Raw genomic sequence first — 21,625 nt, forward strand, 5'->3', positions numbered from 1 at the left:
TAATCCGGTGCACATCCGCGTTGAGCGGAACCAGGAAGAGGAATAATCTTCCGGTTCACAGCGTCCTCGCTGATGTTTTCTTCAAAGGAACCTCGTCCCGGCCATGACGGCCGAAGACGGGGTATCAACATATCTGGCGTTGACTTTTGGCACGCTGTTGAGTTCTCAAGGAACGGACGCTTCCTTTGTACTCACCCTCTCGGGCTTTCCTCCGGGCGCTTCCCTTCGGTGTTTCATTTTGTCTTGCTGTCTTGCGTTTCCGACTCTATCAGACTCTTTCGTGTCCGATTTCCTCGGTGCCTTTCCGGTTCCCGCTCCGGCCTTTCGGCTTTCGCGTTTTCCTTTCCGGCGAGTCCGACTCTATCAGATCCTTTCGGGCCTGATTCCCAGTCAGCGGGGCTTGTCTTCCCGGCTGTTGGGCCGTTCCGACGTCTCAAACTCTAGCGGCTCTTCCCGGTTACTCATAATCGAGTCCTGGAATTGAATTCGGACATGCCGAAATCGTTCCCGGGGGGATGTCGTGCAGAGTTTGTTTTGCCGCGTCTCAGCGGCGGGAGGTGCTGTCGCAGAACCGTTACGGCTCCGTGGCAACCCGAAGAACCTTACGGATCCGTGGGGTGACTGTCAAACGCCGTGGTGGGGCGCTCAGTCCAGGTCGGTGAGGCGTCCGCCCGCGTCCGGCTGGGCGTCCTCCACCCTGCGCAGCAGACGAGTCAGCACTTCGCCCAGTGCCCCGCGCTCCTCCTGGGACAGGTCCTGGAGGAGGTCCTCCTCGAACACCGTCGCGAGGCGCATCGCCTCCAGCCACTTCTCGCGGCCCTCCGCGGTGAGCTCGACGATCACTCGTACGCGGTTGGACTCGTCGCGGTCCCGCGTCACCAGGCCCTCCGCCACCATGCGGTCGATGCGGTGGGTCATGGCCGCCGGCGTGAGGCCCAGGCGCTTCGCGAGCTCGCCGGGTCCCAGTTGGTAGGGAGCACCGGAGAGGACCAGGGCCTTGAGGACCTCCCACTCCGCGTTGCTGATGCCGAGGGTCGCGGTCTGTCGCCCGTAGGCGACGCTCATCCGCCGGTTGAGGCGGCCGAGGGCCGAGACGATCTCCTCGACCTGGGGGTCGAGGTCCTGGAACTCCCGCTGGTAGGCGGCGATCTGCTCTTCGAGAGTCGGCTCACTGGGGCCGGGAGTGTCACCCATGGCCGCAGTATGGCACGCCCTTACTTGGCGTTGAAGTTCTTCTGTGTGTATTGTTTAGACTCTAACTTTAGCTTCGAAGTCTTCACGTCTAACTCCTAAGGCAGGTGAAAGTGACCAGGGCGATGGGCGCAGCGATGCGTCGTATTCAGGTAGGCAGCGCGCTGAGCGCGTTTGGTGTCGGGTTCACGGTTCCGTTCCTCTACGTCTACGTGGCGCAGGTGCGGGATCTTGGGGCCGGTACGGCGGGCATCGTGCTCGCCGCCTTTGCCATGGCCGCGCTGATCGTCCTGCCCGTCACCGGGCGCGTCATCGACCGTCGCGGCCCGCTCCCCGTACTCATGGGAGCCGCGCTGACCGCCTCGGTGGGTGCCCTGGCCCTGGGCTTCGCGAACAGTGAGCCGACGGCGATCGTCTCGGCGGCGCTCCTCGGTGCGGGCACCGCGGTGATGCAGCCGGCGCTGGCCACGATGATCGTCTGGTGCTCGACGCCGACCACGCGCACGCGTGCCTTCGCGATGCAGTTCTTCCTGCAGAACCTGGGGCTGGGTATCGGTGGGCTCTTCGGCGGGCAGATCGTCGACGAGCACGACCCGAACAGCTTCATCACGCTCTTCTCCATCGAGGCCGTGATGTTCCTGGTGCTCGCGGGGATCGTCCTCACCGTTCGGCTGCCGCACGCGCCGTCCATCCAGGACGCCGTGCCCACGGACGGGGCGGCACCGAAGAGCGGTCTGCGGGTGCTGCTCCGGCACAAGGCGATGGTGCAGCTGTGCGTGCTGGGCTTCGTGCTCTTCTTCGCCTGCTACGGACAGTTCGAGTCGGGGCTCTCCGCGTACGGCGTGGAGGCGGCCGGGATCTCGCCGTCGACGCTCGGCATCGCGCTCGCCGCCAACACGGCCGTGATCGTCATCGCGCAGTTCGCCGTCCTGAAGTTCGTCGAGCGGCGCAAGCGGTCCCGGGTGATCGCGGCCGTCGGTCTCATCTGGGCCGTCGCGTGGCTCGCGGCCGGGTACGCGGGGCTCGGGCACGGCAGCCAGGCCATGGCGACCGCCGCGTTCATCTCCACGTACGCGCTCTTCGGGCTCGGTGAGGCGATGCTGTCGCCGACCGTCGCGCCGCTGGTCGCCGACCTCGCGCCGGCCGGGATGGTCGGTCAGTACAACTCGGCCTTCGCCCTGGTGAAGCAACTGGCGCTCGCGGTCGGCCCCGCCGTCGGCGGTCCGATGGGGGCCGCGCTGCACGGGCCGTACATCGTGACGTTCCTGCTGTTCTCGCTGGGCATCACGGTGCTTGCCGTACGTCTGGGCAAGCAGCTCAGTCCGGTGCAGAACCAGCCGTACATGGCGAAGAGCCGGGTGGTCGCTCAGGGCGCCCCCGAGCCCGTACCCGCGAACTCCTAGTCACTGGGCGCGCGGCAGGGCGAATTCGCACCAGACCGCCTTGCCGCCGCCCGGTGTGCGCCGGGAGCCCCAGTTCGAGGCGATCGTGGCGACGATGGCGATGCCGCGTCCCGCCTCGTCCGCGGGCTCGGCCCGCCGACGCCTCGGCAGGTGGTCGTCGCCGTCCGTCACCTCGATGATCAGCCGGCGGTCCGTGCGGCGCAGCCGCAGGCGCATCGGCGGGGTGCCGTGCTGGAGGGAGTTGGCGACCAGCTCGCTGGCCGCGAGGACTCCCAGGTCGTGCAGTTCGGGCGGGAAGCGCCAGCTGGCCAGGACTCCGGTGGCGAAGGCACGCGCGCGTGGCGCCGCTTCCACGCCACCGAGCAGCTCCAGGGCGGCGTTGCGGAACAGCTCGGCGTTCAGGCCGGTGCGTGCCGGGTGCTGGAGGACGAGTACCGCCACGTCGTCGTCGTGGTCGGCCGTCACGCCCAGGGCGCGGATCAGCCGGTCGCACACCACCTGGGGTGTGCCGGTGGCGCCCGCGAGGGCGCGCTCCAGTGACGCGACGCCTTCGTCGATGTCCTCGCTGCGCCGCTCGACCAGGCCGTCCGTGTAGAGGACGGCGGTCGAGCCGGGGCCCAGCGGGACCGAGCCCGAGGTGTGCAGCCACCCGCCGGTGCCGAGCGGCGGACCCGTGGGCTCCTCCGCGCGGTGGATCGTGCCGCCCTCGTCCCGTACGAGGATCGGCAGGTGCCCGGCGGAGGCGTACGTCAGGCTGCCTTCGTTCGGGTCGTGCACGGCGTAGACCATGGTGGCGATCTGCATCGCGTCGATCTCGGTGGCGAGGCCGTCCAGGAGCTGCAGGACCTCGTGCGGGGGCAGGTCGAGGCGGGCGTACGCGCGCACGGCCGTGCGGAGCTGGCCCATGACGGCCGCCGCACGGACGCCGCGGCCCATGACGTCGCCGATGACCAGGGCGGTGCGGCCGCCGCCGAGGGTGATCACGTCGTACCAGTCGCCGCCGACCGCGGCCTCCGTGCCGCCCGGTTGGTACGTGGCGGCGATACGCAGGTCGTCCGGCTGCTCCAACTCCTGCGGCAGGAGCGAGCGTTGCAGGGTGACGGCGGTCTCGCGCTGGGTGCGCTCACTGGCCCGCAGCCGCTCGGCTGCCTCCGCGTGGTCGGTGACGTCGGCGGCGAAGACGAGGACACCGTCGTCCTTGAGCCCCGTGTCGGAGCCGCTCACGGAGAGCGTCACCGGGGTGCAGGTGAAGGTGTACGACCGGCCGCTCGCCGCCTTGCGGGACTTGACCGTGCGCGGCTTGGAGCTGCGCAGGACCTGGTCGAGGAGCGGCAGCAGGCCGAGCTCTTCCAGCTCGGGCAGCGCGTCGCGGGCGGGCTCACCCACGGGTCGGTCGCCGAAGGCGGTGGCGTACGCGCCGTTGACGTACGCGATGCGGTGGTCGGGGCCGTGCACCAGGGCGACGAGGGCCGGAATGCGGTCGAGCACCTCACGGGTGGGCAGCTCGTCGACGCCCGCGGCGACGGGGGTGAGGGTGGTGCCTTCCGGGCCTCCCTCGACGCGGGCCGCGGGCACGGAGCTCTCTGCTCGCTGTGGCGGGGAGATCCCCAGGTCGGTGCGCGCCGCGGCGCGGCGCTGCGTTCCGGGGAGCCGGGCGCTCCAGCGCGTGAAGTTCACTGCGGTAGGCCTCGTGATGTCGCTTCTGGATCGGGCGGGGATTTCCGGCGGTCCTGGCCCGCCCATGGTCACACGAACAGTCTGGCCGACCGGACTGACATCCGTCAGACGCCGGTGTCGTGCGGGGAGTTCCTGCCTCCGGTCAGGAGGACTCCTTCGGGCTTCTGCCCCCGGCCGCGAGTTCGAATTCCGCACGCGGGTGCTCGAGCGACCCCAGGGAGACGATCTCGCGTTTGAACAGGCCGGACAGGGTCCATTCGGCGAGCACCCGGGACTTGCGGTTGACGGTGGGCACGCGGCTCAGGTGGTAGACGCGGTGCATGAACCAGGCAGGGTAGCCCTTCAACTTCCGTCCGTAGACATGTGCGACGCCTTTGTGCAGCCCCAGGGAGGCGACGGAGCCCACGTACTTGTGCGTGTACTCCTTGAGGGGCTGTTCGCGCAGGGACGCGGCGATGTTGTCGCCGAGCGTCCTGGCCTGGCGCACCGCGTGCTGGGCGTTGGGGGCGCACTCCCTGCCGGCCTCTTTCGCGGTCACATCGGGGACGGCTGCCGCGTCTCCCGCGCCCCACGCGTGCGTGGCGCCGTTCACCGTCAGCTTCGCGGTGCAGTCGAGGCGGCCGCGTTCGTTCAGCGGCAGGTCGGTCGCGGCGAGCACCGGGTGCGGTTTGACGCCCGCGGTCCACACGACCGTGCGGGTGGGGAAGCGCGCGCCGTCGCTCAGGACGGCGACCCGGTCCTCGCAGGAGTCGAGACGGGTCTCCAGACGCACGTCGATGTTGCGTCGCCGCAGCTCACGAACGGTGTACTTACCCATCTCCTCGCCGACCTCGGGGAGGATCCGCCCGGAGGCCTCGACGAGGATCCACTTCATGTCCTCGGCCTTGACGTTGTGGTAGTACCGCGTGGCGTAGCGGGCCATGTCCTCCAGCTCGCCGAGTGCCTCGACGCCCGCGTAGCCGCCGCCCACGAAGACGAAGGTGAGGGCCGCGTCGCGGACCGCGGGGTCGCGCGTCGACGAGGCGATGTCCATCTGTTCGATGACGTGGTTGCGCAGGCCGATGGCCTCTTCGACGGTCTTGAAGCCCACACCGTGCTCGGCGAGGCCGGGGACGGGCAGGGTGCGCGAAATGGACCCGGGGGCCAGGACGATCTCGTCGTACGTGATCTCGACGGCGCCCGAGCCCTCGTCCGCGGTGGCGAGGGTGGTGAAGGAGGCCGTGCGCTTGGCGTGGTCGACCGACTCGACCTGGCCGATGACGATGCGGCATCTGTCGAGGACGCGGCGGAGCGGGACCACGACGTGGCGCGGCGAAATGGAGCCGGCCGCGGCTTCGGGCAGGAACGGCTGATAGGTCATATAGGGATCGGGCGTCACCACCACGATCTCCGCTTCGCCCCGCTTCAGCTCCGGCTTCAGCTTCCGCTGGAGGCGCAGCGCGGTGTACATGCCGACGTATCCGCCGCCCACAACGAGAATGCGCACAGGTTCCTTCACCATCCCATGACGCACCCAGCTCTTGCGTTTGTCCACAGGCTCGACAATTTGTGTGACCGGTCATCGTGCCCGACGCGCCGTCGGGGCCTTGGCGCCGCGCGGGAAAGGTCCGCAGGTCAGCGAGGGGAAGAGGGGAAAGGCGAGGGGGTGCAATCGGGTCGGAATCGGTGCGTACTCCGATCGGGGGGCGGTCCGTGCGGAACCAGCCCCTTCTGAATTGACTCTGGCTCAACTATGTTCGTGTGTCGTCGGGGTGTCGGGGGATGCGCTCGTCGGGTCGGGCTACGGGGCTCGGGGCCGGGCATGCTCCTCACACTCCGGTTAGTCAATGGCGGGGAGTGTCTCCGGGGGGAGACGTCATTACCGGGGGAACGCATATGCATATTCAGGAATCTCACTGGACTTCGAGCACGGCGGCGGCAGCAGCCGTCGCCACCAGCGGGAACGGACGCGACATGGGGGACGGACCGCGTTCGACACCGCTGCGGGTGGACGCACAGCGCAATCTCGAGCACGTGCTTCGCGCGGCGCGCGAGGTCTTCGGCGAGCTGGGTTACGGCGCGCCGATGGAGGACGTGGCCCGGCGCGCACGGGTCGGCGTCGGCACGGTCTACCGCCGCTTCCCCAGCAAGGACGTGCTGGTGCGGCGCATAGCCGAGGAGGAGACCTCCCGGCTGACCGACCAGGCGCGTTCGGCGCTCGGTCAGGAGGACGAACCGTGGTCGGCGCTGTCGCGCTTCCTGCGGACGTCCGTCGCGTCGGGCGCGGGGCGCCTCCTGCCGCCGCAGGTGCTGCGGGTGGGCGTGGCGGACGAGGTCGCGGGGGTACGGGACGACGAGGCGCGCGTGCCGCAGCAGCGGCAGGCGGCCTTGGCCGGCCCCGACCTGCGGCTCGTCGAGCAGCGCTCGGCCCCGGCCGAGGAGTCGGCGGCCGACGACCCCGGGGCGGTCGCGCTCCTGGACGTCGTCGGGCGTCTCGTGGAGCGGGCACGTGCGGCGGGCGAGCTGCGCGCGGACGTGACCGTGTCGGACGTGCTCCTGGTGATAGCGACGGCGGCGCCCTCGCTGCCGGACGCTGCGCAGCAGGCGGCGGCGTCCTCGCGGCTGCTCGACATCCTGCTGGAAGGGCTGCGCTCGCGCCCCACGGTCTGACGCGGCACGTCAGCAGCACAGCGGTATGCGCAAGGGCAGCACAACGGGCCGGCAGCGCAGCGGCACAGCAGCACAGGGTCTGCACAAGTTCGTCACGCGGGAGGCTCAACTGCCGCTTTGCACAAGGCGGTTGAGCCTCCCCCGAATGAGTGAACGGTAGTGCTCGATTACGGGAAGTCGCCCCGGAAGGGTGGTTGACCGTCATCGCCGTCCGTCGTAGCGGAACGTTGTGGCAGTCTTTCCCGGATGGCCGGGTCTGAGTGTGCAAGCGGGGGCTTCCGCGATGAGTGGTGACGGGCGGGACGAGTCGTCCTCCGCCTCGGACGGGGAAGCCGTGGGGCTGCCTCCCCGACAGGTGCCGAACCAAGGCGGGCCCGCGGCCGTCGGTGGCCCCGGGGCCCCCGGTGGCGCAGATCCGAGCGTTCCACCGCAGCGTGAAGGCCTTCGGGGCGAAGGCCCGCCGGCCGACAGCGACCTGATCACCCGGATGCGGGCGGGCGACGACACCGCCTACGAAGAGCTGTACCGAAGGCACGCCGAAGCGGTCCGCCGGTACGCCCGCACCTGCTGCCGTGACGCGCACACCGCCGACGACCTCACGGCCGAGGTCTTCGCGCGGATGCTGCAGGCGGTCCGCGGCGGCAGCGGCCCCGAGCACGCGGTGCGCGCCTATCTGCTCACCACGGTGCGCCGTGTCGCCGCCGGGTGGACGAAGTCCGCGAAGCGGGAGCAACTGGTCGAGGACTTCGCGGTGTTCGCCGCGCAGGCCTCGCGCAGCTCCGAAGTCTCGGACGACGACACGCTCGACCTGGGCGCCGACGTGCGCGCGATGCACGAGGCCGAGCAGTCCATGGCTATGCAGGCGTTCCGGAGCCTGCCGGAGCGCTGGCAGGCCGTGCTGTGGCACACGGAGGTCGAGGACGAGTCCCCGAGCGACGTCGCCACGCTTTTCGGGCTCGACGCCAACGGCACCCGGGTGCTCGCCAAGCGGGCGCGCGAAGGCCTGAAGGAGGCGTATCTCCAGGCCCATGTGAGCACCACGCTCACCGCCGACGAGGAGTGCGCCCGGTATGCCGACCGGCTCGGCGCCTACGCACGCGGCAGTCTGCGCACCCGGGCCGAGCGCGGCCTGCGCAAGCACCTGGAGGAGTGCGCCAAGTGCCGCCTGGCCGCGGGCCAGATCAAGGAAGTCGCCAGCGGTATTCCCGGGGTCGTGCCGATCGCGGTCATCGGCTGGTTCGGCGCCGCCGGGTACGCGAAGGTGGCCGCCCTCGTCGGCGGTGGCGCCGCGAGTGCCGGTGCGGCGGGCGCGGCGGCGGCGAGCGGAGGCTCGTCCGGTGGCGCGGCGGGCGGGGGTGCCGCGGCCGAGGGGCTCGGCGCGCCCGCGAAAGCCGGTATCGCCGCCGCTGTGGTCGTCGCGGCAGCGGCCGTGGCGCTGGCCCTCACCGCGGGCGGGGACAAGCCCAAGGACCTGCCGAGCTCCGACAAGCCACAGGCCGCCGAGCCCGCCGCGCCGAGCAAGCCGCCACCCCCGAAGCCGAAACCGAAACCCGAGCAGCCGGTCGCCGAGACCGAGCCGAAACCGAAGCCGAAACCGAAGCCTCCGGCGAAGCCCGCTCCCGAGCCGAAGCCGACCCCGACGCCCACCACGAAGCCCAAGCCCCCGGCCCCGGACCCGGCCCCGGAGCCGAAGCCGACACCGACTCCCACGCCGTCGAAGCCGAAGCCCAAGCCGCCGCCTCCGCCACCACCCGCCCCCGCGGTCTACCAGTGGAGCGAGCTGCGGTACGGCATCGTCGGTGACGGAACCAAGCCCGAGATGCGGCTCGGCGAGAGCAGCTGGGTCTGGCAGCGCTCCGGCATGTCCATCGCCGACCAGCAGTACGGGCACGGCGTGACCGTCCACGGCCAGTCCTCCGTCACCATCGACCTGAACCGCGCATGCTCCTCGTACGAGGCGGTCGTCGGGGTCGACGACATGACGATGGGTCTCGGCAAGGTGCGGTTCTCGGTCTTCGGCGACGGCACACGGCTGTGGCGGTCACCGCTGGTCAAGGGCGGGGACCGGGCGGTGCCGGTGCAGGTGAACCTGACCGGCCGCAAGACGATCCGGCTGGTCGTCGAGCCGCACTCGCCGTTCTCCTCGGCCGCACTCGCGGACTGGGCACAGTCGCGCTTCCGCTGTACGTAGACCGCGGGCGGCTCAGGCCGGTGCCGTGCGGGTCAGTTCCGCGAGCGCCTGGTCCGCGGTGAGCCGTGCGCCCGCGGCGGACTCCGCCTCGTACCGCTCGGGGCCGATCGCCGCCAGGGCCGCGGCCCTGGTCTCATCGGCCTCGGCGCGTTCCGGCATCGGGCGCGGGTGGCCGCTTCGCAGCCGGGCGCCGAAGGCGAGCAGGCGGGCCGCGCGCGGGTGCTCGCCGAGCCGGCCGGCCAGGGTGGCCCCGCCGTCGACCAGGCCGGCGACGACCACCTCAGCGCAATGGTGGTCGAGGGCCGCCCGCAGGCCCTCCGCGAGCAGCGGAAGCGCCTGCTCCGGACCGGACTCGGCGGCCACGATCCTGGCTTCCACGCCCTTCAGGGCCGCGTCGAACTGCGGCGGCGGTGTGCCGCGCGCCGCCTCGTCGCGGGACGCCTCGAACAGGGCGCGGGCCCGGGGTACGTCACCGTCCTCCAGCGCCATGAGTGACTGGAGGAGACGCATGAAGGCCCGGGAGTCCGCCACCCCGTAGCGGTCGGCCTCGATCCCCGCCTCGTGCAGGATCTTCACCGCCACCGCGCGGTCACCCTCGCGGTACGCGATCTCGGCGAGCCGGACGAGCAGGAAGGGCGTCTCGGCGTAGGCGCCCACCTCGTAGGCAAGGCGCAGCGCTTCGTCGTACTCGGCGCGCGCCTCGTCATGCAGGCTGCGTGCCATCGCGGCCTCGCCCGCCGCGCTGGACACCTGGGCGCGCATCCAGCGGTCGCCCGTGCGCCCGGCCAGCTCGCGCAGCTCGACGAGGTCCTCGTCGACTCCGTGGAGATTGCCCGGGGCGTCGACGGCCAGGTGCGTACGGAACATCAGGCTGACGCCGATCTCCCAGTCGCCGCCGTATCTGCGGCAGTTGGCGACCACCTCGTCCATGGCGGGCCTCGCGGCATCCGAGCCTTCGAGGAAGAAGGTGGTGAACGGCCAGATGAGGCCGGGGAAGCGGGCCGCCGCGGGCACCGGATGCGCGAAGGCGTTCCGCACCTCCGTGACGTACGCGCGGTAGCTCTCCTCGGCCATGGCGTCCGACGGGTTGGAGTCCACCTCCAGGAAGATGTGCAGCAGGCGCAGGCTCAGCCACGACCAGTGGCGGGGCTCGTCCTGTGGGCGGTCCGCGCCGCCGTCAGGCCTTTCGGACGGCAGCGGCGGTGCGAGGCCCAGGAGACGGGTCACCCATTCCATGGCCTCCCGGCGGTAGTTGCGCAGCCACCAGAACCAGCCGATGCCCAGGACGATCGCCAGAGCGTCGTCCTCCTCGCGCGAGCCGATGGTGCGCTGCAGGACCGCGCGGAGGTTGTCCAGCTCCGTCTCCAGGCGCTGGATCCATGGGAGTTGCTCGGCCGAACGGAGCAGGGGCTCCGCCTCTTCGACCAGCGCGCGGAAGTACTCGGTGTGCCGGCGGGCCGCGGCGGTGCGGAGCTCCGGCCGCTCGGCGGCCCGCTCGGTCGCGTACTCGTGGATGGTCTCCAGCATGCGGTACCGCATGTCGCCCTTGGCCGTGGGCTCGGCGATGAGCAGCGACTTGTCCACCAGGGCGCCGATGAGGTCGGCGGCGGGCCCGGTGCAGACCGCCTCGGCCGCCGCGAGGTCCCAGCCGCCCGCGAAGACGGACACCTCGCGCAGGACGGTCCGCTCTGACTCCTCAAGGAGGTCCCAGGACCAGTCGACGACGGCCCGCAGGGTCTGCTGGCGTGGCAGGACCGTGCGGCTGCCGCTGGTGAGGAGGCGGAAGCGGTCGTCGAGCCGGTCGGCGATCTGCCGAGGGGTGAGCAGGCGCAGGCGGGCCGCGGCCAGTTCGATGGCCAGCGGCAGGCCGTCGAGGCGGCGGCAGATCTCGGCGACGGCCTCGGTGTCCTTCTCCGGGGCGAAGTCGGGGCGCACGGCCATGGCGCGCTCGGTGAAGAGGCGGTGCGCCGGGTCGGGCGGGAGGGGTTCGACCGGGCGGACGAACTCGCCGGGTACGCCGAGGGGTTCACGGCTGGTGGCGACGACGGTGAGGTCCGGGCAGTGCGTGAGGAGGGTCTGGGCGAGGTCGGCTGCGGCGCCGATGACGTGCTCGCAGTTGTCAAGGAGCAGGAGCAGGCTGCGCGGGGCGCAGTACTCGATGAGCAGGGCGGTCGGGTCGCCCTGCGGCAGTGCGGAGAGCTCGCTGGTCATCAGCACGGTCTCGCGCAGACCGAGCGCGCTGACGACAGCGCCGGGCACCGCCTCCGGATGGTCGAGCGGGGCGAGCTCGGCCAGCCATGCCTGCGGATGCCCGGCGGCGGCTTCCTCGGCGAGGCGGGTCTTGCCGGAGCCGCCAGGGCCGGTGAGGGTGACCAGGCGTGCTCGTCGCATGTCAGAACGGATGGCGGCGAGTTCGGGTTCCCGGCCGACGAAAGAGGTCAGGCGGGGACGGAGGTTGCCTGTCCGTCGAGGCCGCTCGCGGCGCTCCGGATGATCCGGGTTCGCCGGGCTCTCGGGGCCCGTCGAGTTCGCTGGGCTCCTCGGGCCCACTGGGCTGGTCGGGCCCACCGGTCCCGCCGGACTCGACACGCTCGCCGAACTCGCCGCGCTCTGAGGAGCCGCAGTGCCCCCCACGCTCCCCGCCGGGCCCGGGTCGAGCAACTCCGCGTGCAGAGCTCGCAGTTCCGGCCCCGGGTCGGCCCCGAGGGAGTCGGCGAGCGTGCGACGCGCGTTCTCGTACGCGGCCAGGGCGTCGGCACCCCGGCCCGCGGCGCGCAGGGCGCGGATCAGGAGGGCGTGCAGCGTCTCGTCGTACGGCTGGGCGGCGGTGAGCTCCCTCAGCTCCGGTACGACGTCGGAGGCGTGGCCCAGGAGCAGCCGCGCCTCGGCACGCGCGCGTGTCGCATCGGCGAGCAGCGCTTCGGGGCGGGTGGCCGCGCCGCGGTCGGGCAGGTCGGCGAGGGCGGGGCCGCGCCAGAGGGTGAGCGCCTCGCCCAGGAGGTCGGCGGCTGACGCCGGGTCGTGCCGTCCGAGGGCCGCCCGTCCCTCGCTCACGAGGCGTTCGAAGCGGTGCAGGTCGACGTCTTCGGGGGCGGCGGTGAGGCGGTAGCCACCGGGGTCCGATGCGATGGCGGTCCTGCCCAGCGCGCGCCGGAGGCGGCCGATGAGGGCCTGGAGGGCGGCCGGAGCGTCCGTGGGGGGCTCGTCCTCGGCCCATACCTCGGCGATGAGGGCTTCCACGGGGACCGTGCGGTTGGTGCGGAGTGCGAGGGTGGCGAGGAGCGCGCGCAGCCTTCGGCCCCCCACGGGCAGGGGCGCTCCTTGTTCGTCGTACGCCTCGGTGGCGCCCAGGATTCTGTACCGCACGGGGTCATTCTCGCCGGTCGTGCGGGTTGAGGCGCGAGGGTTTTCTCTCCCTTGGCGAGCCGCTCGACGCGGTCTCCGCGGCCCGGCTCCGGATGCCGCGGTCAGCGCCCCGCGCCCAGGGCCCCCCGCTGCGGCACGACACTCCCCGTGGGAACGGCTCTCTGCCGCGCGGGTGTACCCGTCCAGCACGTGCCCCTGCGGGACAGCAGCCGGCGCAGCCACAGCTCCGTGGAGACCAGGTCCGCCAGGCCGTCCAGCGGCAGTGGTTCTCCCTCGGCCGCCGCCCGCAGCGCCTTGCGGACGACGCGGGCCTCCACCAGGCCCGCCTGGGCGAGCAGGGGCGTGTCGAAGAGGGCGAGGAGGTCGTCCACCGCCACCCGCAGGCCCGTCCGCGCCGCCGCCGCGGACGATGCGTGGGACGGAGCGCCCCAGCCGGACGGCAGGTCGGCCACCCCGGCGCCTTCGAGGACCGTGCGCAGGATCGCCGCCCGCGCCCCCGGTTGGACGCGCAGGGCCACGGGGAGCGCGCGGCAGGCCCGGACCACCTGGTTGTCCAGGAACGGCGCGTGCAGCCGCTGGAAGCGGACCTCCGCCGCCTGTTCGAGGACGCGCAGGTCGGCGGCGTGCCGGGCGAGCGCCGCGCGGGCCCGGAATTCGCCGGGCCGCTGGCCGGGTCCTGCGCCGGGACGTCCTGTCGTGTCCTGGAGGCGAACCGATACTTCAGCGAGGGCCTCGCCCGTCAGCCACCGCGCGGCGGGCCCTGGTCTGGCCCACGCGAGAGCGGCGAGGGACGCCCCCACCGCCCCGCCAGGCTCGTCGAACCGGCGCTGACGAAGACGCTCGGCGAGCGAGTCGACGCCCGCGCGGTAGGACATCCGGGCGAGCTTGCGCGCGGCGCCGTACACGCGCGCGGGGACCATCACGGAGCCCGGGGACCCGTCGGCCTTCGCCAACGCCGCCACGGGGCGCACCAGATGGCGCCGCCTGCGGTCCATCAGGAGGTCGGCGAGGCGCGCCGGATGCGCGTCGAGCACCTGCCGTGCGCCGTACCCCGTGAAGTGGTCCGCGCTGCCCGAGGTGAGCCGCGCGCGGTGGCGTTGTGCCGTGACGAGGGTGGCGCTCGGCTCGTCCGTCAGAGGGCCGTCCAAGTCCGCGTAAGGGAGGGCCTCTTCGCCCGCGGTGACCACTACGTGGTGCAGGCGGGGGTTGGCCGCGATGGCGCCCGCCCGCTCGAGCTCGGCCTCGCGGCCGTTGCTCGCGAGGTCGTTGAAGGTGACCGCGAGGAGCCGTTCCCCCGCACCGGTGCCATGGCCGAGGACGGTGCCGGGCATTCCCGGGAGCCCCGCGGCGAGCAGCGCGAGCGTGCCCGAAGCGGGCCCTCCGGAGAGGTCGGCGCCGATGCCGGGCACCGGCATCCCGCGGGCCGCGCGCCGCTCGGCGGGGCCCATGCCGGGCACCGGGCCGGGGTCGACCTCCGATGCTCCGGGGACGTGCCGCGGGGCGCCGAGGCGGGCGCGCACCGCCTCCACGAGCGCGTCGCGGACGCCGTCCACCGCGGTGTCCGCGTCGGCCGCGGGCGCGGCGACCGCGAGGGACGCCACGTGCTCGTACCCGGCGATCTCCCTGCTGCCGGCGCGCAGGATCAGGGCGTGCCCCGGTGGCACACGGCGCACGCCCTGGTAGGGCGTCGAGTCGTGCACTGCCTCCGGCACATCGGGCGCCGCGAGGAGCGCCGCGAGGTGGCCGATGTCCAGGTGGGCCTCGATGAGGTCGGCGAGCGGCAGCGCGGCCGTCGCGAAGGCGGTGCCTTCGGCCCAGGGGGTGTAGAAGACGGGGCGCGCGCCCGCGAGGTCACCGGCGACCATGACGCGCCGGCCGACCTGGACGACCGCGGTGTAGCTCCCCGACCACGCGGTCAGGTGCCGCAGGGCGCCGCCCCGGGCGGCGAAGAGGCCGACCCTGAGTTGCTCGTCGCTCGCCCCGCAGGTGCCGAGGACCGCGATGCGCGTCTGTTCGTCCGCCTGCACCGTGCGCACCTCGTCGGCGCGCCAGTCACCCACCGCCCACAGCGGATCCGGGTCACCCCACAGGAGTTGGGAGCCCACGGGGTGAACGGTCTCGCCGTTCTCACCGGTGGCTCCGGCCGAGCCCACCACCGCAGGCTTCACGGCAGTGCTGCTCCACCCCACCAACCACCGCATCGTTGCCTCCACAGGCTGTGGACAACCAGTGCATCGAAGAACTGGGGTCCCATGCTGCCACGAAGGAGGCGCGCGGGAGTGGCTACGGGGGTGCTCACGCTCCCGTTAATCTGCCGCGAGGGAGCGGTACTTGAAAGGCGCGACCACGGCGCGTTCTTTGCGCTGGGGCGCACGACCCCGGCGTCCGAAGAGGCGATTTTCAGCCAAATCGGGGGTTGGCACACGCGCGGAGGAACCGTCATCGGCAACACACAGTCCGGGAGGCGGCGTTCGCCCCCCGGACCGGTCCGCCGCCCGCGGGGATGGAGGCGGCGGTGTCCCCCAGCCCACTGACTCCAGCGCAGCGGGCCGACCCACGCACCGTCAATGGAAGCGCTCCCCTTGTGGCCGGTGAAGAGCGCACACGCAGGCGCACGGCCACACACCCGGAGCACACCCCGGCACTCCCCCGCTCCCCTACCGGCAACAATCTCGCCATACGGAACTGCGCCTCTTAACGCTTGGGATTCGGCGAACTACGCTGTGTGTGCTGATGTTTTCGCGGAGGCATATACCTGGGGGCTCGGCCAAATGCTCTTGCGGCCGAGGTTCCGGGCCACGGCGGTCGTAGTCGCGGACGCCGCTGCCCCTGGGGGAACGCAGCACGAATGCCGCGCGGTCAAGCCACTGCACGGCAGCCGTCTGTGTCGAGGGGTGGCGCATGTCCAGGGAGCAACGCGGGCCGAACGAGAAACTCGGCACCGTTCTCGCCCTCGCGGGAATCAGCAATGCGGGACTCGCGCGCAGGGTCAACGACCTCGGCGCTCAACGCGGGTTGACGCTTCGATACGACAAGACGTCGGTGGCCCGGTGGGTGTCCAAGGGCATGGTGCCGCAGGGTGCCGCGCCGCACCTCATCGCCGCGGCCATCGGGCAGAAGCTCGGCCGCCCCGTTCCGCTGCACGAGATCGGGCTCGCGGACGCCGATCCGGCGCCTGAGGTGGGCCTGGCCTTCCCGCGCGACGTGGGCGCCGCCGTGAAGTCGGCGACCGAGCTCTACCGCCTCGATCTGGCGGGCAGGCGCGCGGGCAGCGGTGGCATCTGGCAGTCGCTCGCCGGCTCCTTCGCGGTGAGCGCGTACGCGACACCGGCGTCACGCTGGCTGATAACCCCGGCCGACAGTTCGGTCGCCCGCGACGTCATCCTGGACGAGCCCCGCGAGCTGGGGCACCCCGCTGACGGCGCCGACAGCGCGAACAGCGGACATCCGATGAAGGTCGGCCACAGCGACGTGGTGAAGCTGCGCGAGGCCGCCGAGGACGCCCGGCGCTGGGACTCCAAGTACGGCGGCGGCGACTGGCGCTCGTCGATGGTCCCGGAGTGCCTGCGGGTGGAGGCGGCGCCCCTGCTGCTCGGCTCGTACTCCGACGAGGTGGGCCGCTCGCTCTTCGGGGCGTCGGCCGAGCTGACCCGGCTCGCCGGGTGGATGGCCTTCGACACAGGCCAGCAGGAGGCAGCCCAGCGCTACTACATCCAGGCCCTGCGCCTGGCCCGCGCGGCGGCCGACGTGCCCTTAGGGGGGTACGTCCTGGCCTCCATGTCCCTCCAGGCGACCTACCGCGGATTCGGCGACGAGGGCGTCGACCTCGCGCAGGCGGCCCTGGAGCGCAACCGCGGCCTGGCCACCGCACGCACGATGAGCTTCTTCCGGCTCGTCGAGGCACGCGCACACGCGCGCGCCAACGACGCACAGGCGGCGGGAGCCGCCCTCCGGGCGGCCGAGGGATGGCTGGAGCGGGCCCGGGACGGCGACAACGACCCGTCCTGGCTCGGTTTCTACGGGTACGACCGCTTCGCGGCGGACGCAGCCGAGTGCTACCGCGACCTGAAGGCGCCCCGCCAGGTGCGGCGCTTCACGGAACAGGCGCTCTCGCGGCCGACGGAGGAGTTCGTGCGCTCGCACGGCCTGCGGCTCGTGGTGTCGGCCGTCGCCGAGCTGGAGTCGGGGAATCTCGACGCGGCCTGCGAGCAGGGCACACGCGCCCTGGAGGTCGCCGGGCGCATCTCGTCCGCGCGGACCACGGAGTACGTCAAGGACCTGCTGCACCGCCTGGAGCCGTACGGGGACGAGCCGCGGGTGGTGGAGCTGCGGGAGCGTGCGAGGCCGCTGCTCGTGGCCCCCGCGTAGTCCGCGTTCCCGTGCACCCTCCGCATCCGCGCGCCGCCGGAACGGCAACAGCATTTCCGCACCCTGTAACCCCGCGGTCCTCCCCGGGTTTGAGGGCGTTGTCAGTGGCGCAGTGCACTATCGGGGTGGGAGGTGATGCGGGATGGTCCGGGCCGTGGCGTACGACTGCGATGTGCTGGTGATCGGCGGCGGGATCGTCGGTCTGTCGACGGCGTATGCCATCACGCGTGCCGCGCCGGGGACGCGGGTCACCGTCCTGGAGAAGGAGCCCGGCCCGGCCAGGCACCAGACGGGACGCAACAGCGGGGTGATCCACAGCGGGATCTATTACCGCCCCGGCTCCCTGAAGGCGCGGTACGCGGTGCGGGGCGCCGCCGAGATGGTCAAGTTCTGCGCGGAGTACGGCATCGCGCACGAGGTCACGGGCAAGCTCATCGTCGCCACGGAGCGCTCCGAGCTGCCCCGCCTGCACGCCCTCGTCCAGCGCGGCCGGGAGAACGGCATTCCGGTGCGGGAACTGGGCCCCGCCCAGATCTCGGAGTACGAGCCGGAGGTGCGGGGCCTCGCCGCGATCCAGGTCGGCAGCACGGGGATCTGTGACTACGGCTCGGTGGCGGAGCACCTCGCGGACGCCTCCGGGGCCGATGTGCGGTACGGCGCGGAGGTCGTCCGCATCGACCGGCGCGCGGCGCTCGGGGTGGCCGTCCGCACGGCCGACGGCTCGGTGGTGCGGGGAAAGGTCCTGGTCAACTGCGCGGGACTGCAGTGCGACCAGGTGGCGATGCTGGCCGGTGACGACCCCGGGATGCGGATCGTGCCCTTCCGCGGGGAGTACTTCGACCTGGCACGGCCCGATCTGGTGCGGGGCCTGGTGTATCCGGTGCCGGACCCGGCCTTCCCCTTCCTGGGGGTCCATCTGACGCGGGGCATCGGGGGCGGCGTCCATGTGGGGCCCAACGCGGTGCCGGCGCTGGCCCGCGAGGGGTACGGATGGGGTGTGGTGCGGCCACGGGAGCTGGCGGGGACGCTGAGCTGGCCGGGGTCCTGGCGCCTCGCCGGGCGGCACTGGCGGTACGGGGCCGGGGAGCTTCGGCGCTCCCTCTCCAAGGAGGCGTTCACCACGGCCGTGCGGAGGCTGCTGCCCGCGGTGACCTCGGATGATCTCGTGCCGGTGGCGGCGGGGGTGCGGGCGCAGGCCGTCTTGCGTGACGGGACGCTGGTGGACGACTTCCTCATCCGGGAGGGGGCGCGGGCCGTGCACGTACTGAATGCGCCCTCGCCTGCGGCTACGGCTTCGCTGCCGATTGGGCGGGCTGTGGCCCGGCGGGTGCTGGCGGTTCTGTAGGGCGGTCCCTGCGGGGCCTTCCCCGATCCCGCCCCTTTCCGAAAACCCGCTCTGGCGCGGGGGCCTTGCGTGCCCTCATCACCGGCTTCGCCGAGTTCGTCCTCAAACGCCGGACGGGCTGGACTCCCAGCCCTCCGGCGTTCGAGGAGCGGGGGTCTGGGGGCGGAGCCCCCTGCGCGGCGAAGCCGCCGACAGACGCAGTCGGGAAGGGGCGGGGCTGGGGACTAAAATTCCCCCACTGTGTCTGAGTCGAACGCCGCCCCCGAGCACCCCCGAGCCCCCCGCCCGAAGGGCGAGCCCCGCTTCCCGCAGGGCCCCGCGCCCGACCCCGCCGGGTCACACTTCGAGCGCCGGATCCGCAGCTTCCAGCCCCGCAGGAGCCGCGTCACCACAAGCCAGGCGGACGCGCTCCAGCGGCTGTGGCCCAAGTGGGGCCTGGACATCGACGGGCAGCGCGTCCTCGACCTCGCCGAAATGTTCCGCACCGGACAAGGCGAACGCCCCGTCGTACTGGAGATCGGCTTCGGCATGGGCGAAGCCACCGCCCAGATGGCCGCCGACGACCCGGACACCGGCATCCTGGCCGTGGACGTACACACCCCCGGCCAGGGGAACCTCCTCGGTCTCGCCGAGCGGAACGGCCTGGACAACGTCCGCGTCGCGAACGGCGACGCCGTCATCCTGCTCCGCGAGATGCTCCCGCCCGCGTCCCTCGACGGCCTGCGCGTCTACTTCCCCGACCCGTGGCCCAAGGCCCGCCACCACAAGCGCCGCATCATCCAGCCCGACTTCCTCGACCTCGCCGCGCCCCGCCTCAAGCCCGGCGCCGTGCTGCACTGCGCGACCGACTGGGAGCCGTACGCCGAGCAGATGCTGGAAGTGCTCACCGCGCACCCCGCGTTCGAGAACACCGAGGCCGACGGCGGGTACGCGCCCCGCCCCGCCTTCCGTCCCCTCACCCGGTTCGAGGGCCAGGGCCTGGACAAGGGGCACGTCGTCCACGACCTGCTGTTCCGCAGGACGGACGTCCGGGCGGACTGAGACTCCGGCCACCCGGTCCGAGACACCGTCGCGGCCCACCCCCGTCCCTCGTTAGGGTCAACGGGTGGCCACCCGTTCAGCGCACCCTCACCCGATGCCGATGCCCCCCGCGGGGCCCGCCGGGCTGCGGCACGCGCGCTGGTGGCAGCGGCGGGCGATACGCGCGGCCGCCCTGGTCACCCTGCTCGCCCTGTCGGGCCTGGTGATCCTGGCCCTGGTCAGGGAGCAGACCGGCACGCGGGGCTTCCTGGTCGGGCTCGGTCTCGCGACGCTGCCCGTGCCGCTCCTGGTGGCCGCCTTCCGCTGGCTGCAGCGGGTCCAGCCGGGCCCCTGGCGGAATCTGATCTTCGCCTTCGCCTGGGGCGCCTGCGCCGCCGCCCTCATAGCCATCGTCGCGAACAGCTTCGCGACCCGCTGGATAGCCACCGCCACGGCCGACCCCACCAGCGCGGACACCCTCGGCGCGACGGTCATAGCCCCGATCGTCGAGGAGAGCGCGAAAGCCGCGGCGGTCCTGCTCGTCTTCCTCTTCCGCAGACGCGAGTTCACCGGCATCGTCGACGGCGTCGTGATCGCCGGGGTGACCGCCACCGGCTTCGCGTTCACCGAGAACATCCTCTATCTCGGCAGCGCCTTCGGCACCGACCAGCTCAACGGCGGGACCGGGCTGGCGTCCGTGACCGCGGCGACCTTCTTCGTGCGCGTCGTGATGTCCCCCTTCGCGCACCCTCTGTTCACCGTGCTCACCGGCATCGGCTTCGGCATCGCCGCGCTCGGCGCCGACCGGCGGAACTGGCGGCGCGTCCTGCTCCCGCTCACCGGACTGCTCCTCGCGATGGGCCTGCACGCCCTGTGGAACGGCTCGGCCAGCTTCGGGGATTACGGCTTCTTCGCCGTGTACGCGACGTTCATGCTGCCCGCGTTCGGCCTGCTCACCTGGCTGGCGATCTGGACCAGGCAGCGCGGCCTGCGCATCGTGCGCGCCGAACTGCCCGCGTACGCGATCGCGGGCTGGCTCACCGCTCCCGAGCCGTACGCACTCGGCACGATGCGCGCCCGCACCCTGGCCCGCGACTACGCCTCGTACACCCAGGGCAAGGCCGCGGCCCGCGCGGTCGCCCAGTACGAGGCGTACGCGACGTCTCTCGCGCTCCTGCGCCACCGCGGACGCAGGGGCAAGGCGGGCGCCGACTTCGTCGTGCGGGAGCGGGAGTTGCTGCACGCGCTGTGGGAGCGCCGCGAGGCCGCGCGCCCCGCCCTCGCCTACGCGGCCCGCGCGACGGCACCCGTGCTCGTACCGATGCCGCCTCCCTACGGATACCGGCAGCCCCACCACCAGCCGTACGCACAGCCCTACGCGCAACAGCAGCCCTACGCCCAGCCGCACCCCTACGGATATCCGTACGCCCAGCCGGCGATGCCCTACCCCGCGTACAACCCCTACCGGGGTTAGGCCGAAGCCGCCGTCAGCGTCGACACCTCGGCGTCCGTCAGTTCGAGCTCGCCCACCGCGAGCAGCGCGGGCAGTTGCTCGACCGTACGGGCCGACGCGATCGGTGCCGCCACCGTCGGCTGGGCCGCGAGCCACGCCAGGGCGACCGTCGCGAGCTCCGCGCCGCGGGCCTCGGCGACCTCGTCGAGCGCGGCGAGCACACGCCGGCCACGCTCGGTCTCCAGGTGCTTGCCGGCGCCCTGGGCCCGCGCGCTGTCGACCGTCGCGCCCGGGCGGTACTTGCCGGTCAGGAAGCCGGAGGCGAGCGCGTAGTACGGGACGGCGGCCAGGCCCGAGCGGGAGGCGACCTGCTCCAGCTGGCCCTCGTACGTGTCGCGCGAGACGAGGTTGTAGTGCGGCTGCAGCACCGAGTAGCGCGCGAGGCCCTCGCGGTCGGAGAAGTCCAGGAACTCCTGGAGCCGCTCGGGGGTCACGTTGGACGCCGCGATGGCGCGCACCTTGCCGGACGTCACCAGGTCGTCGAGGGCACCGATGACCTCTTCGACCGGGACGGTCGGGTCGTCGTAGTGCGTGTAGTACAGGTCGATGTAATCGGTGCGCAGGCGGCGCAGCGACTCCTCGGCACCGGCCTTGATGGTGTTCGCGGACAGGCCCTTGTGGTCGGGGTGGGCGCCGACCTTGGTGGCGAGCACGACGTCGGAGCGGTTGCCGCGCGCGGCGAACCAGTTGCCGATGACGGTCTCGGACTCGCCGCCCTTGTTGCCGTCCACCCAGGCCGAGTAGACGTCGGCGGTGTCGATGAAGTTGCCGCCCGCGGCGGTGTAGGCGTCGAGCACGTCGAAGGACTGCGCCTCGTCGGCCGTCCAGCCGAAGACGTTGCCGCCCAGGGCGAGCGGGAAGACCTCGAGGTCGGAGGAGCCAAGCTTGCGGAGAGAAGTCAT

At 72.2% G+C, this 21,625-nt stretch carries 13 protein-coding genes; 7 read left to right on the plus strand and 6 right to left on the minus strand.

Annotated elements, in window-relative coordinates; all coding sequences use genetic code 11:
• Positions 1 to 645: 645 nt before the first annotated feature.
• Positions 646 to 1,194 carry a MarR family winged helix-turn-helix transcriptional regulator gene (locus tag ACWGIH_RS14120; protein ID WP_453448397.1) on the minus strand — a complete coding sequence of 183 codons (549 nt, stop codon included), beginning with the start codon at positions 1,192 to 1,194 and terminating at the stop codon, positions 646 to 648.
• 122 nt (positions 1,195 to 1,316) lie between these two features.
• Here ACWGIH_RS14120 and ACWGIH_RS14125 point away from each other — a divergent pair, with 122 nt between their 5' ends.
• A complete protein-coding gene (locus ACWGIH_RS14125) occupies positions 1,317 to 2,594 on the plus strand; it encodes an MDR family MFS transporter (RefSeq protein ID WP_453448475.1) in 1,278 nt (425 codons plus the stop codon).
• On the opposite strand, the gene ACWGIH_RS14130 is transcribed toward ACWGIH_RS14125, so the two are convergent.
• Together ACWGIH_RS14130 and ACWGIH_RS14135 are read right to left on the minus strand one after the other, a co-directional pair.
• Positions 2,595 to 4,271, minus strand: a complete 1,677-nt coding sequence (locus ACWGIH_RS14130) for an ATP-binding SpoIIE family protein phosphatase (RefSeq protein ID WP_453448398.1) — start codon at positions 4,269 to 4,271, stop codon at positions 2,595 to 2,597.
• Between the two features lie 142 nt (positions 4,272 to 4,413).
• The gene (locus tag ACWGIH_RS14135) at positions 4,414 to 5,772 is read right to left on the minus strand and encodes an NAD(P)/FAD-dependent oxidoreductase (protein WP_453448399.1); all 1,359 of its coding nucleotides are present in this window, start codon (positions 5,770 to 5,772) and stop codon (positions 4,414 to 4,416) included.
• Positions 5,773 to 6,146: 374 nt separating this feature from the next.
• Between ACWGIH_RS14135 and ACWGIH_RS14140 the strand changes: the two genes are divergently transcribed.
• Positions 6,147 to 6,920, plus strand: coding sequence for a TetR/AcrR family transcriptional regulator (locus ACWGIH_RS14140; RefSeq protein ID WP_453448400.1), 774 nt, complete (start codon positions 6,147 to 6,149; stop codon positions 6,918 to 6,920).
• Between the two features lie 283 nt (positions 6,921 to 7,203).
• Positions 7,204 to 9,111, plus strand: a complete 1,908-nt coding sequence (locus ACWGIH_RS14145) for a sigma-70 family RNA polymerase sigma factor (RefSeq protein WP_453448401.1) — start codon at positions 7,204 to 7,206, stop codon at positions 9,109 to 9,111.
• 12 nt (positions 9,112 to 9,123) lie between these two features.
• Here ACWGIH_RS14145 and ACWGIH_RS14150 read toward each other — a convergent pair whose 3' ends face one another.
• Entirely contained in the window at positions 9,124 to 12,477 is a 3,354-nt protein-coding gene (locus ACWGIH_RS14150; protein ID WP_453448402.1) for an AfsR/SARP family transcriptional regulator, read from the minus strand.
• Positions 12,478 to 12,578: 101 nt separating this feature from the next.
• Positions 12,579 to 14,678, minus strand: coding sequence for an asparagine synthase-related protein (locus tag ACWGIH_RS14155; protein WP_453448403.1), 2,100 nt, complete (start codon positions 14,676 to 14,678; stop codon positions 12,579 to 12,581).
• 700 nt (positions 14,679 to 15,378) lie between these two features.
• Here ACWGIH_RS14155 and ACWGIH_RS14160 point away from each other — a divergent pair.
• The 4 genes from ACWGIH_RS14160 (at position 15,379) to ACWGIH_RS14175 (ending at position 20,684) form a co-directional block, all read left to right on the plus strand.
• Positions 15,379 to 16,845, plus strand: coding sequence for an MFS transporter (locus ACWGIH_RS14160; RefSeq protein WP_453448404.1), 1,467 nt, complete (start codon positions 15,379 to 15,381; stop codon positions 16,843 to 16,845).
• Between the two features lie 142 nt (positions 16,846 to 16,987).
• Positions 16,988 to 18,190 carry an L-2-hydroxyglutarate oxidase gene (gene lhgO, locus ACWGIH_RS14165; RefSeq protein ID WP_453448405.1) on the plus strand — a complete coding sequence of 401 codons (1,203 nt, stop codon included), beginning with the start codon at positions 16,988 to 16,990 and terminating at the stop codon, positions 18,188 to 18,190.
• 240 nt (positions 18,191 to 18,430) lie between these two features.
• Positions 18,431 to 19,231, plus strand: a complete 801-nt coding sequence (gene trmB / locus ACWGIH_RS14170) for a tRNA (guanosine(46)-N7)-methyltransferase TrmB (protein ID WP_453448406.1) — start codon at positions 18,431 to 18,433, stop codon at positions 19,229 to 19,231.
• 94 nt (positions 19,232 to 19,325) lie between these two features.
• Positions 19,326 to 20,684, plus strand: a complete 1,359-nt coding sequence (locus tag ACWGIH_RS14175) for a PrsW family glutamic-type intramembrane protease (RefSeq protein WP_453448407.1) — start codon at positions 19,326 to 19,328, stop codon at positions 20,682 to 20,684.
• On the opposite strand, the gene ACWGIH_RS14180 is transcribed toward ACWGIH_RS14175, so the two are convergent.
• Complete coding sequence (locus tag ACWGIH_RS14180) at positions 20,681 to 21,625, minus strand: aldo/keto reductase (RefSeq protein WP_453448408.1); 945 nt, start codon at positions 21,623 to 21,625, stop codon at positions 20,681 to 20,683. The genes ACWGIH_RS14175 and ACWGIH_RS14180 overlap by 4 nt on opposite strands.

It is taken from the genome of Streptomyces sp. NPDC054872, assembly GCF_053610705.1.

Excerpts from the sequence above, each read along its gene's own strand:
- ACWGIH_RS14120 (WP_453448397.1), bottom strand. The coding sequence starts at position 1,194 with ATGGGTGACACTCCCGGCCCCAGTGAGCCGACTCTCGAAGAGCAGATC.
- ACWGIH_RS14125 (WP_453448475.1), top strand. The coding sequence starts at position 1,317 with ATGGGCGCAGCGATGCGTCGTATTCAGGTAGGCAGCGCGCTGAGCGCG.
- ACWGIH_RS14135 (WP_453448399.1), bottom strand. The coding sequence starts at position 5,772 with ATGGTGAAGGAACCTGTGCGCATTCTCGTTGTGGGCGGCGGATACGTC.
- ACWGIH_RS14140 (WP_453448400.1), top strand. The coding sequence starts at position 6,147 with ATGCATATTCAGGAATCTCACTGGACTTCGAGCACGGCGGCGGCAGCA.
- ACWGIH_RS14145 (WP_453448401.1), top strand. The coding sequence starts at position 7,204 with ATGAGTGGTGACGGGCGGGACGAGTCGTCCTCCGCCTCGGACGGGGAA.
- ACWGIH_RS14155 (WP_453448403.1), bottom strand. The coding sequence starts at position 14,678 with ATGCGGTGGTTGGTGGGGTGGAGCAGCACTGCCGTGAAGCCTGCGGTG.
- ACWGIH_RS14160 (WP_453448404.1), top strand. The coding sequence starts at position 15,379 with ATGTCCAGGGAGCAACGCGGGCCGAACGAGAAACTCGGCACCGTTCTC.
- lhgO (WP_453448405.1), top strand. The coding sequence starts at position 16,988 with ATGGTCCGGGCCGTGGCGTACGACTGCGATGTGCTGGTGATCGGCGGC.
- ACWGIH_RS14175 (WP_453448407.1), top strand. The coding sequence starts at position 19,326 with ATGCCGATGCCCCCCGCGGGGCCCGCCGGGCTGCGGCACGCGCGCTGG.
- ACWGIH_RS14180 (WP_453448408.1), bottom strand. The coding sequence starts at position 21,625 with ATGACTTCTCTCCGCAAGCTTGGCTCCTCCGACCTCGAGGTCTTCCCG.